At 57.1% G+C, this 16,087-nt stretch carries 12 protein-coding genes and 1 other RNA gene; 9 read left to right on the plus strand and 4 right to left on the minus strand.

Annotated features, from left to right (window positions below; all coding sequences use genetic code 11):
* Positions 1-128: 128 nt before the first annotated feature.
* Entirely contained in the window at positions 129-956 is an 828-nt protein-coding gene (locus tag EKL29_RS02935; RefSeq protein WP_120452391.1) for a pyruvate, water dikinase regulatory protein, read from the minus strand.
* Positions 957-1,412: 456 nt separating this feature from the next.
* Between EKL29_RS02935 and ppsA the strand changes: the two genes are divergently transcribed.
* The gene (gene ppsA, locus EKL29_RS02940) at positions 1,413-3,797 is read left to right on the plus strand and encodes a phosphoenolpyruvate synthase (protein ID WP_120452392.1); all 2,385 of its coding nucleotides are present in this window, start codon (positions 1,413-1,415) and stop codon (positions 3,795-3,797) included.
* Between the two features lie 60 nt (positions 3,798-3,857).
* Here the strand turns inward: ppsA and rprA are convergent.
* Together rprA and ydiK are read right to left on the minus strand one after the other, a co-directional pair.
* Positions 3,858-3,964: antisense sRNA RprA (gene rprA / locus EKL29_RS02945), an RNA gene on the minus strand.
* A 245-nt stretch (positions 3,965-4,209) separates the two neighbouring features.
* Positions 4,210-5,328, minus strand: a complete 1,119-nt coding sequence (ydiK, locus tag EKL29_RS02950) for an AI-2E family transporter YdiK (protein WP_120452394.1) — start codon at positions 5,326-5,328, stop codon at positions 4,210-4,212.
* Positions 5,329-5,533: 205 nt separating this feature from the next.
* Here ydiK and EKL29_RS02955 point away from each other — a divergent pair, with 205 nt between their 5' ends.
* Positions 5,534-8,587, plus strand: a complete 3,054-nt coding sequence (locus tag EKL29_RS02955; RefSeq protein ID WP_126688809.1) for an FAD-binding and (Fe-S)-binding domain-containing protein — start codon at positions 5,534-5,536, stop codon at positions 8,585-8,587.
* A 33-nt stretch (positions 8,588-8,620) separates the two neighbouring features.
* Here the strand turns inward: EKL29_RS02955 and EKL29_RS02960 are convergent, their stop codons facing one another.
* The gene (locus EKL29_RS02960; RefSeq protein WP_120452397.1) at positions 8,621-9,025 is read right to left on the minus strand and encodes a hypothetical protein; all 405 of its coding nucleotides are present in this window, start codon (positions 9,023-9,025) and stop codon (positions 8,621-8,623) included.
* A gap of 390 nt (positions 9,026-9,415) precedes the next feature.
* Between EKL29_RS02960 and sufA the strand changes: the two genes are divergently transcribed.
* From sufA to EKL29_RS02995, 7 genes are read left to right on the plus strand one after another with little or no spacing between them, the layout of a single operon-like run.
* Entirely contained in the window at positions 9,416-9,790 is a 375-nt protein-coding gene (gene sufA, locus EKL29_RS02965) for a Fe-S cluster assembly scaffold SufA (protein ID WP_120452399.1), read from the plus strand.
* A 7-nt stretch (positions 9,791-9,797) separates the two neighbouring features.
* Positions 9,798-11,291 carry a Fe-S cluster assembly protein SufB gene (gene sufB / locus EKL29_RS02970; RefSeq protein ID WP_120452401.1) on the plus strand — a complete coding sequence of 498 codons (1,494 nt, stop codon included), beginning with the start codon at positions 9,798-9,800 and terminating at the stop codon, positions 11,289-11,291.
* A 42-nt stretch (positions 11,292-11,333) separates the two neighbouring features.
* Positions 11,334-12,080 carry a Fe-S cluster assembly ATPase SufC gene (sufC, locus tag EKL29_RS02975; protein ID WP_120452403.1) on the plus strand — a complete coding sequence of 249 codons (747 nt, stop codon included), beginning with the start codon at positions 11,334-11,336 and terminating at the stop codon, positions 12,078-12,080.
* A complete protein-coding gene (gene sufD / locus EKL29_RS02980; protein ID WP_126688810.1) occupies positions 12,055-13,332 on the plus strand; it encodes a Fe-S cluster assembly protein SufD in 1,278 nt (425 codons plus the stop codon). Before sufC ends, sufD begins: the two co-directional genes overlap by 26 nt.
* The gene (gene sufS, locus EKL29_RS02985; RefSeq protein WP_120452875.1) at positions 13,332-14,555 is read left to right on the plus strand and encodes a cysteine desulfurase SufS; all 1,224 of its coding nucleotides are present in this window, start codon (positions 13,332-13,334) and stop codon (positions 14,553-14,555) included. The genes sufD and sufS overlap by 1 nt, the downstream gene beginning before the upstream one ends.
* 20 nt (positions 14,556-14,575) lie before the next feature.
* On the plus strand, positions 14,576-14,992 hold the full coding sequence (sufE, locus tag EKL29_RS02990; protein ID WP_120452406.1) for a cysteine desulfuration protein SufE: 417 nt from the start codon (positions 14,576-14,578) through the stop codon (positions 14,990-14,992).
* A 56-nt stretch (positions 14,993-15,048) separates the two neighbouring features.
* Positions 15,049-16,059 carry a L,D-transpeptidase family protein gene (locus tag EKL29_RS02995; protein ID WP_126688811.1) on the plus strand — a complete coding sequence of 337 codons (1,011 nt, stop codon included), beginning with the start codon at positions 15,049-15,051 and terminating at the stop codon, positions 16,057-16,059.
* Positions 16,060-16,087 lie beyond the last annotated feature (28 nt).

Below are 16,087 nucleotides of genomic sequence, written 5' to 3' on the forward strand. Positions count from 1 at the left end.
GCAACGGTGACATACCGGGAAGTGATGATGATCACAATAAATTATTAGCCTGCGAATGCAACCCTATAAACTGAAATGATTTTTTGCCCAACGGCAGCGGCGGTTTACAAGCCGCTGCCGTTGGCTGCTCAGTACATGCGGCGCGTCAGGCCCATAATGTCGAGAATTTTGGTGGCGATCTCCTCCACCGAATAGTTGGTGCTGTTGAGATAGCGGATCTGGTGAGTGCGGAACAGCGCTTCGACTTCGCCCACTTCGAGCCGGCACTGGCGCATTGAGGCGTAGCGGGTATTTTCCGCCCGCTCCTGACGAATGGCGGCAAGCCGTTCCGGATCGATGGTTAAGCCAAACAGCTTGTGCTGAAACGGACGCAGGGCGGCAGGCAGGCGGAGATTATCCATATCGTCGGCGATAAAAGGGTAGTTGGCGGCGCGGATGCCGAACTGCATCGCTAGATAGAGGCTGGTAGGGGTTTTACCGCAGCGAGAAACGCCCAGCAGAATGACCTGCGCATCCTCCAGGCCACGTAGCGAGATGCCGTCGTCGTGCGCCAGGGTATAGTCAATAGCGGCGATACGCGCGTCGTACTTGCCCAGGTTGCTGGCGTCGAGGCCGTGGGTGCGGTGCGCCACCGGTGCGGGCGCCAGGCCCAGCTCTTCCTGTAACGGCGCCACCAGCGCCTGCACGATGTCCTGGCAGAAACCCTCGCTCTGCATAATGATGTCGCGCACTTCCGGCGTGACGATAGAGAAAAACACCAGCGGGCGAACGCCGCTTTTTTGATAGAGCGCGTTAATTTGCGCCTTCACCGCCTGCGCGCGCTGAACATTCTCGACAAAAGGCAGCGTCAGGCTATTGAACCCCACCGGAAACTGCGAAAGCACGGCATGTCCCAGCACTTCGGCGGTAATTGCGGTGCCGTCTGAAATATAAAAAACGCTTCTTTCGCTGCTCATGGCTTTTTACCTTATGCGTACAGAGATATCGGATAGGTTAGCAGCTTTAAATAGCGGTTTAAGCAAAATAAAAAATCCATATTTGAATTTTATGAACTTTTTGTTTTTTCTTGCCTGTTTTAGCCCTCGATGACGCCGTTAAAATAATGAAATGACGTTTTGAAATCATTTTCTGGGTGGCAGGTAAGGTCTGCGGGGAAATAAAACGGCTGCTCGTTGCGCAACAAAATCGCCACTAACTCAATGAATAATATAAAAAATCAAATCCATCATAGCCTTAGCGGAAAATAACCGATTTGCGCAACCAGTCCGAATTATTGGAATAATTCTTAATTTGCGAAATCTTGCGCGCTTTAACGATTCAACACTTAGTCATTAATTGCGCATTGTGCCAGGCTAATTTTGCGAATAGCTAAATTTTCCATGTGCCCATTCATTCTTAAAAGGATAATCTCGATGTCCATTACAGGCGAACAGCCGTTAGTGCTCTGGTATAACCAGCTTGGCATGCATGATGTCGATCGCGTGGGAGGGAAGAATGCCTCTCTGGGTGAAATGATTACGAATTTGTCGTCGCTGGGCGTCTCGGTGCCTAACGGATATGCGACCACATCTTACGCCTTTAATCAGTTCCTCGATCAGAGCGGCCTCAACCAGCGCATTTACGATTTACTGGACAAGACCAACATTGACGATGTCGATGAGCTGGCGAAAGCCGGTAAGCAGATCCGTCAGTGGGTCGTGGATACCCCGTTCCAGCCTGAGCTGGAAGCGGCTATTCGCGAGGCCTACGAGCAGCTCTCCTCCGACGATGCCGAAGCGTCCTTCGCCGTACGCTCCTCCGCCACAGCGGAAGATATGCCGGACGCCTCCTTCGCCGGTCAGCAGGAGACCTTCCTTAACGTGCAGGGCTTTGACGCGGTCATGATCGCCGTGAAGCATGTTTACGCCTCGCTGTTTAACGATCGCGCTATCTCCTACCGTGTGCATCAGGGCTACGACCATCGCGGCGTAGCGCTGTCGGCGGGCATTCAGCGCATGGTGCGCTCGGATCTCGCGTCGTCGGGCGTTATGTTCACCATCGACACCGAATCGGGCTTTGATCAGGTGGTATTTATCACCTCTGCCTTCGGCCTCGGCGAGATGGTGGTGCAGGGCGCGGTTAACCCGGATGAGTTCTACGTGCATAAGCCGACGCTGGCTGCCGATCGTCCCGCTATCGTGCGCCGCAATATGGGCTCGAAAAAGATTCGTATGGTCTACGCCGATTCGCAGTCTCACGGCGAACAGGTGCGTATTGAAGACGTGCCGGAAACGGAGCGCGACCGCTTTTCGCTTACCGATGAGGAAGTAGAAGCGCTGGCGCGTCAGGCCGTACTGATCGAACAGCACTACAAGCGTCCAATGGATATCGAATGGGCCAAAGATGGCCACACCGGCAAACTCTTTATTGTCCAGGCGCGCCCGGAAACCGTGCGTTCCAATGGTCAGGTAATGGAGCGCTATAACCTGCAGGGCAAAGGCAGCGTGGTAGTGGAAGGGCGCGCCATCGGCCATCGCATCGGTGCCGGCGAAGTGAAGGTTATCCACGACATCAGCGAGATGAACCGCATTGAAAAAGGCGACGTGCTGGTAACGGATATGACCGACCCGGACTGGGAACCGATCATGAAGAAAGCCTCGGCGATCGTCACTAACCGCGGTGGACGCACCTGTCACGCGGCGATTATCGCGCGTGAGTTAGGTATTCCTGCGGTAGTGGGCTGCGGCGACGCCACTGACCGCCTGAAAGACGGCAACAAAGTGACGGTCTCCTGCGCCGAAGGCGATACCGGCTATGTCTATAACGATCTGCTCGATTTCGAGGTCACCAGCTCGCAGGTAGACGAAATGCCCGCGCTGCCGCTGAAGATTATGATGAACGTCGGCAACCCCGATCGCGCTTTCGACTTCGCCTGCTTGCCGAACGAAGGCGTCGGTCTGGCGCGTCTGGAGTTCATCATCAACCGTATGATCGGCGTGCATCCGAAAGCGCTGCTGGAATTTGATCAGCAGACGCCGGAGCTGCAGCAGCAAATCCGCACCATGATGAAAGGCTTCGACAATCCGGTGGAGTTCTATATTGCGCGCCTTACCGAAGGGATTGCGACGCTGGGCGCCGCTTTTGCGCCGAAGCGGGTAATTGTGCGCCTTTCGGACTTTAAATCGAACGAGTATGCCAACCTGGTCGGTGGTGAACGCTACGAGCCGGAAGAGGAGAACCCGATGCTGGGCTTCCGCGGCGCGGGACGCTATGTGTCTGATAGCTTCCGCGACTGTTTTGCGCTGGAGTGCGAAGCGGTTAAGCGCGTGCGTAACGAAATGGGGCTGACCAACGTTGAAATCATGGTTCCCTTTGTACGCACCGTCGCGCAGGCGCAGGCCGTGGTCGAAGAGCTGGAACGCCAGGGTCTGAAGCGCGGCGAGAACGGCCTGAAGATCATTATGATGTGCGAAATTCCCTCTAACGCCTTACTGGCCGAGCAGTTCCTTGAGCATTTCGACGGCTTCTCTATCGGCTCGAACGATATGACGCAGCTGGCGCTGGGGCTGGATCGCGATTCAGGCGTGGTGTCGGCGCTGTTCGACGAGCGCAATGACGCCGTCAAAGCGCTGCTGTCGATGGCGATTCAGGCAGCGAAGAAGCAGGGCAAATATGTCGGCATCTGCGGCCAGGGACCATCCGATCATCAGGACTTCGCGGCCTGGCTGATGGAAGAGGGTATTGATAGCCTGTCGCTTAACCCAGACACCGTGGTTGAGACCTGGCTGTCGCTCGCTGAGTTAAGCAAAAGCGCATGATTGTTTAAGCTAAAATGCAGACAAAAGGCCAGCTTTGCTGGCCTTTTTACTTTATCTGGGCCAAAAAAAAGCCCATCACAGGGGATGGGCAAAGACTACACACAGCAATTCTTCACTTTACTCAGGGGAAAAGGTTGTTTAAAAATCAGTAGCTTGATTTCAAACATAGGAATCATGTTATTCATCGCGCCGTTCTGAGTCTTTAAGAATCCTCTTATTAGTTTAAAGCCAGTAAACTTTTGTCACGTATTTTGCCGCGAATTCCGGGTAAACCAGTGCGAAAAATAAACTATTCGCCGCTGATATGCGGCCTCATGGTTAAAAACTGCGTTTTTTCTTAAAAAGCGCTAATGAAAAAAAATATTAACGTGACGCAAATGAATCAGGGCGGTTAACCGCCCTGAGCCTGGGTTCAGGAAGGCAGATGTTCTTCGTCGTGATCGGCGAGGATATCGACCACGCTGGCGGCATCGTCCGCTGGCGGCGGCGCCTCATGCATCCAGACGGAAACCAGTCGGTAAGAAACCGCCAGCACCACCGGACCGATAAACAGGCCGATCAGGCCGAAGGCCACCAGCCCGCCGATAACGCCGGAAAGGATCAGGATCATCGGCAGGTCCGCGCCCATGCGAATCAGCATCGGACGCAGCACGTTATCCAGCGTGCCGACCACGCAGCTCCAGATCAACAGCACCGTTCCCCACGTGGTGTCTCCGCTCCAGTAGAGCCAGACGATGGCGGGAACCAGCACGATGAGCGGCCCAATCTGCACCAGGCAGCAGAGGATCATCAGTACGGTAAGCAGCGTGGCGTAAGGGATGCCGGAAAGCGCCAGCCCAATGCCGCCAAGCACGCCCTGCACCAGCGCAGTGACCACCACGCCGAGCGCCACGGCGCGGATCGCCTGACCAGCCAGCAACACGGTTGCATCGCCGCGGCGGCCCGCCATACGAAAGGCGAAGTGACGGATGCCATGCGCCGCCTGTTCGCCGCGCCAGAACAGCAGGGCGCTGAACAGAAGCATCACGCCGAGGTGGATCATCAGCCGACCAAAGTGGCCCGCCTGAGCGACGAAAAAGCCGGTGGTGCGGCCGACGTAGGGCTGCAGTTTCGCCATAATGGCGGAGCCGCCGCCTGCAATCAGCTTGTGGTAGCTGGAAAAGAGTTTATCGCCAATGGCCGGAATATCATTCAGCCACAGCAGCGACGGCATTTCCATATGACCCTGAGTCGCCCAGGCGATCACCGGGGCGCTGTTGTCGATCAGGCTGTTGACCAGCAACGCGATAGGAATAATAAACAGCAGCAGCAAAAGCAGCGTCATCACGATGACCGCCAGCGAACGCCGGTTCCACAGCAGTCGCTGTACGCGCAGCATCAGCGGCCAGGTAGCAATCACCACCATGCTCGCCCAGGCGAAACCCAGAATAAAAGGCTGAACTATCCAGATACAGGCGACGATCATCAACAGGATAAACATCAGCGTAAAGAGCATCTGCGGCATATCCGTGGTGCGGTGCAGGTTTTTCATAAGGAACAACGACCTCAAATAATCCTTCATGGAGGGGCAATCGGGCCCGGCTTAATGATGAGCTATTTTCAGGGCTTTAAACAGGGGCGAAAGAGAGGGTTTTTCCCTTTCCTGAAAAAACAGCGAGCGCGAAAAAAATGTGTTAAAACGGAACGTTCAGACAAAACAGACAACGCAAACGTTTACAACATCTGGTCTCCCAACAATGATCCCACAGATTTCTCAGGCGCCCGGCCTCGTTCAACGGGTGCTGACATTCCTCGACGCGCTGAAGGCGCAGGGTTTCACCGGCGATACCGCCACCAGCTATGCTGACCGCCTGTTAATGTCCACGGATAACAGCATCTATCAGCTACTGCCGGATGCGGTGCTCTTTCCGCGTTCTACCGCCGACGTCGCGCTGATTGCGCGCGTGGCGGGCGAGGAACGCTTCCGCGAGCTTGTTTTCACGCCGCGCGGCGGCGGGACCGGCACCAACGGGCAGTCGTTGAATCAGGGCATTGTGGTGGATATGTCGCGCCATATGAACCGCATCCTGGAGATCAATCCCGAGCAGGGCTGGGTGCGCGTCGAAGCGGGCGTGGTCAAGGATCAGCTTAACGCCTGGCTTAAGCCTTACGGTTTCTTCTTCTCGCCGGAGCTCTCTACCAGCAACCGCGCGACGCTGGGCGGTATGATCAATACCGACGCCTCGGGTCAGGGATCGCTGGTGTACGGTAAAACGTCCGACCATGTGCTGGGGCTGCGCGCAGTTCTGCTCGGCGGGGATATTCTTGATACCCGGCCGATGGCCACCGCGCTGGCGGAGACACTGGCGCAGACGGCGACGCCGGAAGGGCGTATCTATCAGCAGGTGCTGACGCGATGCCGCGAGCAGCGCGCCTTAATTCTGGAGAAGTTTCCTAAGCTGAACCGCTTTCTGACCGGCTACGATCTGCGCCATGTCTTTAGCGACGATATGCAGACCTTCGACCTGACGCGCATCCTGTGCGGCGCAGAGGGCACGCTGGCCTTTATCACCGAGGCGCGGCTCGACATTACGCCGATCCCGAAAGTGCGCCGTCTGGTGAACATCAAGTATGACTCCTTCGACTCTGCGCTGCGCAACGCGCCTTTTATGGTAGAGGCTAAGGCGCTGTCGGTAGAAACGGTGGACTCCAAAGTCCTGAATCTGGCGCGAGAAGATATCGTCTGGCATTCGGTGCGCGAGCTGATTACCGACGTGCCGGATAAAGAGATGCTCGGCCTGAACATTGTGGAGTTCGCAGGCGACGACGGCGCGCTGATCGAGCAGCAGGTAAGCGCGCTCTGCGCGCGGCTGGATTTGCTGATGGCGCAGCGTCAGGGCGGCGTGATCGGCTATCAGCTCTGTAACGATCTCGACGGCATCGAGCGCATCTATAACATGCGTAAAAAAGCGGTGGGGCTGCTGGGCAATGCGAAAGGCCGTGCCAAGCCGATCCCCTTTGTGGAGGATACCGCCGTGCCGCCGGAGAATCTCGCCGATTATATCGTCGAGTTTCGCGCGCTGCTCGACAGCCACGGCCTGAGCTACGGCATGTTCGGCCATGTTGACGCGGGCGTACTGCATGTGCGTCCCGCGCTGGACATGTGCGATCCGCAGCAGGAAATGCTGATGAAAACCCTCTCAGATGACGTGGTGGCGCTTACCGCGCGCTATGGCGGATTACTCTGGGGCGAACACGGTAAGGGATTCCGCGCGCAGTACAGCCCGGCCTTCTTCGGCGAAACGCTGTTCAACGAACTGCGGCGCATCAAGGCGGCGTTCGATCCCGACAACCGCATGAACCCGGGCAAAATCTGTACCCCCATCGACAGCAATGAGCCGATGATGCAGGTCGACGCGGTGAAGCGCGGCAGCTATGACCGCCAGATCCCTCTGACGGTACGCAGCGACTGGCGCGGCGCGATGGAGTGCAACGGCAACGGCCTCTGCTTCAACTTCGATGCGCGCAGCCCGATGTGCCCCTCGATGAAAATTACCCGCAATCGCATCCATTCGCCGAAAGGGCGCGCCACCCTGACGCGCGAGTGGCTGCGCCTGCTGGCGGAGCAGGGCATCGATCCGCAGCAGCTGGAGAAGCAGATACCGGAGAACAGCCTGTCGCTGCGCGCCCTGATTGGCCGCGTGCGCAACAGCTGGCACGCCAGTAAGGGCGAGTATGATTTCTCCCATGAAGTCCATGAGGCGATGTCCGGCTGCCTCGCCTGTAAAGCCTGCTCGACCCAGTGCCCGATCAAAATCGACGTACCCGATTTTCGCGCGCGCTTTTTACAGCTCTACCATACGCGCTACCTGCGGCCGGCAAGCGACCATCTGGTCGCGGCGGTAGAGAGCTATGCGCCGCTAATGGCGAAAGCGCCGAAGGCCTTTAACTTCTTCCTTAAACAGCCCTGGATGCGCGAGCTGAGCAAAAACCACATCGGCATGGTCGATCTGCCGCTACTGTCGTCGCCTTCGCTAAAGCAGGAGCTGAGCGGTCATCCGGCAATGAATATGACGCTGGAGAAGCTGGAAGCGCTGCGTGCCGACCAGCGCGCCGACTATGTGCTGGTGGTGCAGGACCCCTTCACCAGCTTCTATGAGGCGCAGCTGATCGCTGATTTTATTCGCCTGATCGAGAAGCTGGGCCTGCGGCCGGTGCTGCTGCCCTTTATGCCCAACGGCAAGGCGCAGCACGTTAAAGGCTTTCTGCAGCGCTTTGCCCGCACCGCAGCAAAAACCGCTGACTTTCTTAATCGCGTGGCGAAACTCGGCATGCCGATGGTCGGCGTCGATCCGGCGACGGTGCTCTGCTATCGCGACGAATACCGGCAGGCGCTCGGCGAGAAGCGCGGCGACTTTCATGTACAGCTGGTGCATGAGTGGCTGCACGACGTGGTGAGCCCGCGCGCCGCCCAGCCGGGCAGCGGCGAAAGCTGGTATCTGTTCGCGCACTGCACCGAAGTGACGGCGCTGCCGAACACGCCGAATCAGTGGCAGGCGATCTTTGCGCGCTTCGGCGCGAAGCTGGAGAATATCAACGTCGGCTGCTGCGGCATGGCGGGCACCTACGGGCATGAAAGCAAAAACCTCGACAACTCGCTGGGGATCTATGGGCTGTCGTGGCATCCGCAGCTGCAGAAACTGCCGCGCCAGCGCTGCCTGGCGACCGGCTTTTCCTGCCGTAGCCAGGTCAAAAGGCTGGAAGGCAACGGCATGCGTCATCCGCTACAGGCGCTGCTGGCGTTGATGTAACAAAATTGTGCGCGACGTCACGGCGCGGCTGGATTAGAATATCCAGCCCGCGTGACGCACGAAGTCGCTTTGCAGCGCGGTGGCTTTGTCCCACTCTCCGACCAGCGCCAGCTGATGGCACAGGCGGGTGAGGGAGAGGCGCGCCAGCTGATAGGCCTGGATGCGGAACAGCCTGTCGCGCTCGCTGTTGCCCATCTCCTGCACCAGCCGATGGTGCAGTTTGCCCATGGCGTGCAGATAACTTTGATCGTCTCCGTTGATCTGGCAAATTTCGGCCATATCCAGACAGGTATCGTTAAACTGACGAAGCTGATGAATGGTGCAGTCGGCCCGGTTCAGCTTTGCCTGAGCCAGATAGAAGTCAACGGTGATATCGCGAACGGAAAATTTATAATCGTCGATTTTGCGCTGTAACCAGGCGGAGACGGAAAGCGTCATGGCGCCACCTCAAGTGGTTAATGATAATAATTATCATATTCAACTGGGTGAGGATTGCAATTACGCCGCGCGAAAAATTTCACGATTTACTTAGCCTGTTAATAAAATCGGCAAGAACAATCCCCATCCAGGTGATAAAGGCGTAACCTATTAATAAGAAGTTATTAATAACTGGCTGAAAAATTTTTTACGTAATTTTAACAAGTTAGGGCGCTGTCTGACGCCCGCACTGCCTCGCCGCAAAGGTCTGCGAAGCAGCTATGCTTAATAAAGCATCGATTAAAAACAGCACAAGATGATTATCCCTGCAAAACAAGAGGTTGAAGTGATCGCCCAGATCCTTACCATAGGGGGATAGCCTGAAAAGGTCCGGACTTACGAGGTATCAACATGGCATCTGTAAATGCAGCAACGTTCTCTCCTGATGATTTTGTCTGGAAAGGGGTCACGCTGACTGATTCCGCGGCAAAGCAAATTCTTAACCTGGTGGCGCAAGACCCTGAAGTCAAAGGTCTGCACCTGGGTGTGAAGCAATCCGGCTGCGCCGGTTTCGGTTACGTCATGGATCTGGTGAAAGAGCCTGCCGATGACGATCTGCAGTTTACCCATAACGGCGCAACGCTTTACGTGCCGCTTCAGGCGATGCCGTTTATCGACGGCACCGAAGTGGATTATGTCCGCGAAGGCCTGAACCAGATTTTTAAATTCAATAACCCTAAAGCTCAGCACGCCTGCGGGTGCGGTGAAAGCTTTGGCGTCGAGTAAGTGAAATATGTCACGACACAGCGAAACATCTGACGATGTACAAATGTGGGAAGGCAAGCTCAATTACAAAGAGGGCTTCTTTACCCAGTTGCAAACCGACGAAATGGCGCACGGCATTAATGAGGATGTGGTGCGCGCGATCTCGGCTAAACGTAACGAGCCAGAGTGGATGCTGGAGTTTCGTCTCAAAGCCTTTCGCGCCTGGCTCGAAATGGAAGAGCCGCACTGGCTGAAAGCGCATTACGACAAACTGGATTATCAGGATTACAGCTACTATTCGGCGCCATCATGCGGCAACTGCGATGACAGCTGCGCCTCAGAGCCGGGCGCGCTGCAGTCATCGGGCATTGAAGAGACGAACAACTACCTGACGCAGGAAGTTGAGAAAGCCTTCGATCAGCTCGGCGTGCCGGTACGCGAAGGGCGCGAAGTGGCAGTTGATGCGATTTTCGACTCCGTTTCCGTCGCCACTACCTACCGCGGCAAGCTGGCGGAGCAGGGCATTATTTTCTGCTCGTTCGGCGAAGCGATTCAGGAACACCCGGAGCTGGTGCAGAAATACCTGGGCACCGTGGTTCCGGCTAACGACAACTTCTTTGCGGCGCTGAACTCTGCGGTTGCCTCTGACGGCACCTTTGTTTATATCCCGAAAGGGGTGCGTTGCCCGATGGAGCTGTCGACCTACTTCCGTATCAACGCGGCGAAAACCGGTCAGTTCGAGCGCACCATTCTGATTGCAGACGAAGACAGCTACGTCAGCTACATCGAAGGTTGCTCCGCGCCGGTACGCGACAGCTATCAGCTGCACGCGGCGGTGGTAGAAGTCATTATCCATAAAAACGCGGAAGTGAAGTATTCCACCGTCCAGAACTGGTTCCCGGGCGGCGAAGGCGAAGGCGGTATCCTGAACTTCGTTACCAAGCGCGCGCTGTGTGAAGGCGAGAACAGCAAGATGTCCTGGACGCAGTCCGAGACCGGTTCCGCCATCACCTGGAAATACCCGAGCTGCATCCTGCGCGGCGATAACTCGATTGGCGAGTTCTACTCAGTTGCGCTGACCAGCGGTCGCCAGCAGGCCGATACCGGCACCAAGATGATCCACATTGGTAAAAACACCAAATCGACCATCATCTCCAAGGGTATCTCTGCCGGCAAGAGCCAGAACACCTATCGCGGCCTGGTGAAAATCATGCCGACCGCGACCAACGCGCGTAACTTTACCCAGTGCGACTCGATGCTGATCGGCCCTGATTGCGGCGCGCATACCTTCCCGTATGTGGAAACCCGCAATAACACCGCTCAGCTGGAGCATGAGGCGACCACCTCGCGCATCGGCGAAGACCAGCTGTTTTACTGCCTCCAGCGCGGTATCAGCGAAGAAGATGCGATCTCGATGATCGTCAACGGCTTCTGTAAAGACGTTTTCTCTGAGCTGCCACTGGAATTCGCCGTGGAAGCACAAAAACTGTTAGCCATCAGCCTTGAGCACAGTGTGGGCTGATGCCGTCACACGCGTTGCCGGAAGCAATGTGAAGGAATAAGTATGTTAAGCATTAAAGATTTACAGGTTAGCGTTGAAGATAAAGAGATTCTGCGCGGTCTTAACCTCGAAGTGAAACCGGGCGAAGTACACGCCATCATGGGCCCGAACGGCTCAGGCAAAAGTACGCTCTCTGCAACGCTGGCTGGCCGTGAAGATTACGAAATCACCGGCGGTTCCGTGAGCTTCAAAGGCAAAGATCTGCTGGAACTCGACCCGGAAGATCGCGCGGGCGAAGGCATCTTTATGGCGTTTCAGTATCCGGTAGAGATCCCGGGCGTCAGCAACCAGTTCTTCCTGCAGACTGCGGTCAACGCGGTGCGTAAGTATCGCGGCAAAGAGGAGCTGGATCGTTTCGACTTCCAGGACTTTATCGAAGATAAAATTCATCTGCTGAAGATGCCGGAAGATCTGCTGACCCGTTCGGTCAACGTCGGCTTCTCCGGTGGCGAAAAGAAACGCAACGACATCCTGCAGATGGCGGCGCTGGAGCCGGAGCTGTGTATTCTGGATGAAACTGACTCCGGTCTTGATATCGATGCGCTGAAAATCGTAGCGGAAGGCGTTAACAGCCTGCGCGACGATAAGCGCGCTTTTATCATCGTAACCCACTACCAGCGCATTCTGGACTACATTAAGCCAGACTTCGTGCACGTGCTGTACAAAGGCAAGATCGTCAAATCTGGCGACTTTACTCTGGTGAAACAGCTGGAGGAGCAAGGCTATGGCTGGCTTACCGACGAAGAGTGATAACGCCCTGCAGCAGTGGCACCACCTGTTTGAATCCCGCGGCGAGTCACGCTCGCTGCAGGCTCAGCAGCACTGGCAGCAGCTGATGCGCGTCGGCCTGCCGACGCGTAAGCATGAAAACTGGAAATACACCGCGCTGGACGGGCTGTTCGCCCACCAGTTCGTACTGCCGCAGGCGCAGAGCCTGAGTCAGGCGCAGGTCGATGCGCTGGCGCTGCCGCTGGACGCCATCCGTCTGGTGTTTGTCGACGGCCTGTTCCAGCCGTCGCTGAGCGCGGCCGATACGGAGTTGTTCGCGATCCAGCACAGCCGCGCCGCCGAGCGTCGCCCGCTGCCTGCGCCGGTTCAGCCGGAAGTGTTCCTGCACCTGACCGAAAGCCTGGCGGAAGAGGTAACCTCGATTCGCCTGGCGCGCGGCAAGGCAGCGGCGCGTCCGCTCTACCTGCTGCATATCACCAGCGGCCAGGCGGATGCGCTTAATACCGTGCATCATCGTCACCATTTCGAGCTGGAAGAGAGCGCGCAGGCGCAGGTTATCGAGCACTACGTGACGCTGAAGGGCGCGCAGCACTTTACCGGCGCGCGCTTTACCTTCGCGGTCGGCGACAATGCCCAGCTGAAACACATCAAGCTGGCGTTTGAAGAGAGCAGCAGCTACCACTTCGCCCATAACGATATCGTTATCGGACGCGATGCGCAGGTGAGCAGCACCAGCTTCCTGCTGGGCGCGGGCCTCTCTCGTCACAACACCAGCGTGCAGCTCAACGGCGAAAATACCCAGCTGTCGCTGAACAGCCTGGTGCTGCCGATGAATTCGGAAGTGGCGGACACCCGCAGCTATCTGGAGCACAACAAAGGCTACTGCCTGAGCCGTCAGCTGCATAAAACGATTTCGCGCGACAAAGGCCGCGCGGTGTTTAACGGCCACATCAAAGTGGCGCAGCACGCGCTGAAAACCGATGGACAGATGACCAACAACAACCTGTTGCTGGGTCGTCTGGCGGAAGTGGACACCAAGCCGCAGCTGGAAATCTACGCTGACGACGTGAAGTGCAGCCACGGCGCGACCATCGGCCGCATTGATGATGAGCAGATGTTCTACCTGCGCTCGCGCGGTATTGCAGAGGACGCGGCGCAGCAGATGATTATTCACGCTTTCGCAGCCGAGCTGACCGAAGCGCTGGATGATGAGACGCTGCGTCAGGCGGTTCTGCAGCGTATCGCGGCGCGCTTCCCTGGAGATGCCTCATGATGAACTTCGATCTCGAACGTATCAGGGCCGACTTCCCGATCCTGAAGCGTGAGGTCAACGGTCATCCGCTGGCCTACCTTGACAGCGCGGCCAGCGCCCAGCGTCCGCTGGCGGTGATTAACGCCGAAAGTCATTTTTATCAGTACGGCTATGCGGCCGTACATCGCGGCATTCACAGCCTGAGCGCGCAGGCCACCACCGATATGGAAAACGTCCGCCTGCAGGCGGCGCGTTTTCTTAACGCCTCTTCACCGGAAGAGATCGTGTTCGTTAAAGGCACCACCGAGGGCATTAACCTGGTGGCGAACAGCTGGGGCGCAAGCCAGCTGAAAGCCGGCGACAATTTGATCATCACCGAGATGGAGCACCACGCGAATATCGTGCCGTGGCAGATGGTGGCGCAGCGCACCGGCGCGGAAATCCGCGTGCTGCCGCTGAACGACAGCGGAGAGCTGGCGATCGACGCGCTGCCGGGGCTGATCGACAGCCGTACGCGGCTGCTGGCAGTGACGCACGTCTCAAACGTGCTCGGCACCGTTAACCCGGTCAAGGCGCTGGTGGCGCAGGCGAAAGCCGCTGGCCTGGTTACGCTGGTGGATGGCGCGCAGGCGGTTATGCATGGCAAAGTCGACGTGCAGGATATCGACTGCGACTTTTACGTCTTCTCCAGCCATAAAATCTACGGCCCCAACGGCGTTGGTATTCTCTACGGGCGCAAAGCGCTGCTCGATGAGATGCCGCCGTGGGAAGGCGGCGGCTCCATGATCGATCAGGTCATGTTGCCGACTGGCACCACATGGAATAAAGCGCCCTGGCGATTCGAGGCGGGCACGCCCAACACCGGCGGCATTATCGGCTTCGGCGCGGCGCTGCGCTATGTGGAAGAGATTGGGCTTGATGCGATTCAGCAGCGCGAGCAGGCGCTGATGCGCTATGCGCTCGATAAGCTCGCTTCGGTGCCGGACCTGGTGATTTATGGTCCGCAGGAGCGCGCAGGCGTAATTGCGTTTAACCTGGGCAAGCATCACGCTTACGACGTCGGCAGCTTCCTTGATCAATACGGTATCGCCATTCGTACCGGCCATCACTGCGCGATGCCGCTGATGCGCCATTTCGCCGTACCGGCTATGTGCCGTGCCTCGTTTGCCTTCTACAACAGCGAAGAAGAGGCCGATCGTCTGGCGGCTGGTTTGACCCGTATTCATCGTCTGCTGGGCGGTTGAGCAGAGTTCAGGAGTAAGTCATGGCCACGTTGCCAGATAAAGAGAAGCTGGTGCGCAACTTTAACCGTTGCGCCAACTGGGAAGAGAAGTACCTCTACATCATTGAGCTGGGCGCGAAACTTCCAGAATCATCCGAAAGCCTGCACCAGCCGGAAAACGTTATCTCCGGCTGTCAGAGCCAGGTATGGATCAAGATGACGCCTCAGAGCGACGGTACGCTCGCCTTTGAGGGCGACAGCGATGCTGCTATCGTTAAAGGATTGATTGCAGTAGTGTTTAGCCTTTATCAGAACCTGACTGCGGCGGATATCGTCGCGCTGGACGTGCGTCACTGGTTCGAAGAGCTGGCGCTGACCCAGCATCTGACCCCGTCGCGGTCGCAAGGCCTTGAGGCGATGATTCGGGCAATTCGCCATAACGCTCAAAATCTCCTCTGAGTTAAACTAGCAGACGCCAACAGGCGTCTGTTTTTTTATCTGAAAGAGAAGATTGCATGAAATCAGCCTTACGTTTCGCCGGTGCGCTGCTGCTAAGCGTTGGACTTGCCGCACCTGCTTTCTCCACGGAATATCCGCTACCTCCTGCTGACAGCCGCCTTATCGGCGAAAACCAGTTAACCACCGTTCCCGACGACAAACGCCCCCTTGAAGCGATTGCTGCGAAGTACCAGATTGGACTCCTGAGCATGCTGGAAGCCAATCCCGGCACCGATCCCTGGCTACCGAAGCCCGGGACACAGCTAGTGGTGCCGCAGCAGATGCTGCTGCCGGATACGCCGCGTGAGGGCATTGTCGTCAACCTGGCCGAGCTGCGCCTCTACTACTATCCCAAGGGAGAGGACAAGGTCATCGTCTATCCGATCGGCATCGGCCAGCTCGGTGCCGCAACGCCGGTGATGGTGACCAGCGTCAGCCAGAAGATCCCTAACCCGACCTGGACGCCGACCGTCAATATACGCAAGCGCTACGCCAAAGATGGCATTACGCTGCCGGCAGTGGTGCCTGCAGGCCCGGAAAACCCGATGGGGCTGTTTGCGCTGCGTCTGGCGCGCGGCAGCGGCAACTACCTGATCCACGGCACCAATGCGGATTTTGGCATCGGTATGCGCGTCAGTTCCGGCTGCATACGTCTGCGCCCGCAGGATATCGAAGCGTTGTTTAACAGCGTGCCGAAAGGGACGCGCGTGCAGGTCATCAACCAGCCGGTAAAATTTGCCATTGAGCCGGACGGAAAACGCTACGTCGAGGTGCATCAGCCGCTGTCGCACAGCGACAAAGACGATCCACAAACGATGCCGATAGCGCTCAGCCCTGCGCTGAAGAAGTTTATCAAAAGCCCGCACAGTGACAGCGAGCTGATTAAGGCGGCGCTTGAACGCCGTTCCGGGATGCCCGTGCTGGTATCGAACGGAGAAGCGGTCGGAGAGGGGACTGAGACGGCCCCAGAGCAGGCGCAGAGCGTGCAGACGACATCTGTGAGCCAGGCGGCGGTTAACACGCCCTAGGCGCTAAATAAGGGCAAAAAAAATGGCG

Origin of the sequence: Pantoea sp. YU22 (assembly GCF_003970755.1) — a bacterium.
Classification (GTDB): domain Bacteria; phylum Pseudomonadota; class Gammaproteobacteria; order Enterobacterales; family Enterobacteriaceae; genus Pantoea; species Pantoea piersonii.

Bases quoted from the DNA above. Each gene is read 5' to 3' on its own strand.
- sufS (WP_120452875.1), top strand. From the start codon at position 13,332: ATGAACTTCGATCTCGAACGTATCAGGGCCGACTTCCCGATCCTGAAG.
- sufC (WP_120452403.1), top strand. From the start codon at position 11,334: ATGTTAAGCATTAAAGATTTACAGGTTAGCGTTGAAGATAAAGAGATT.
- ppsA (WP_120452392.1), top strand. From the start codon at position 1,413: ATGTCCATTACAGGCGAACAGCCGTTAGTGCTCTGGTATAACCAGCTT.
- sufB (WP_120452401.1), top strand. From the start codon at position 9,798: ATGTCACGACACAGCGAAACATCTGACGATGTACAAATGTGGGAAGGC.
- sufD (WP_126688810.1), top strand. From the start codon at position 12,055: ATGGCTGGCTTACCGACGAAGAGTGATAACGCCCTGCAGCAGTGGCAC.
- EKL29_RS02960 (WP_120452397.1), bottom strand. From the start codon at position 9,025: ATGACGCTTTCCGTCTCCGCCTGGTTACAGCGCAAAATCGACGATTAT.
- EKL29_RS02995 (WP_126688811.1), top strand. From the start codon at position 15,049: ATGAAATCAGCCTTACGTTTCGCCGGTGCGCTGCTGCTAAGCGTTGGA.
- sufA (WP_120452399.1), top strand. From the start codon at position 9,416: ATGGCATCTGTAAATGCAGCAACGTTCTCTCCTGATGATTTTGTCTGG.
- EKL29_RS02935 (WP_120452391.1), bottom strand. From the start codon at position 956: ATGAGCAGCGAAAGAAGCGTTTTTTATATTTCAGACGGCACCGCAATT.
- ydiK (WP_120452394.1), bottom strand. From the start codon at position 5,328: ATGAAAAACCTGCACCGCACCACGGATATGCCGCAGATGCTCTTTACG.
- EKL29_RS02955 (WP_126688809.1), top strand. From the start codon at position 5,534: ATGATCCCACAGATTTCTCAGGCGCCCGGCCTCGTTCAACGGGTGCTG.
- sufE (WP_120452406.1), top strand. From the start codon at position 14,576: ATGGCCACGTTGCCAGATAAAGAGAAGCTGGTGCGCAACTTTAACCGT.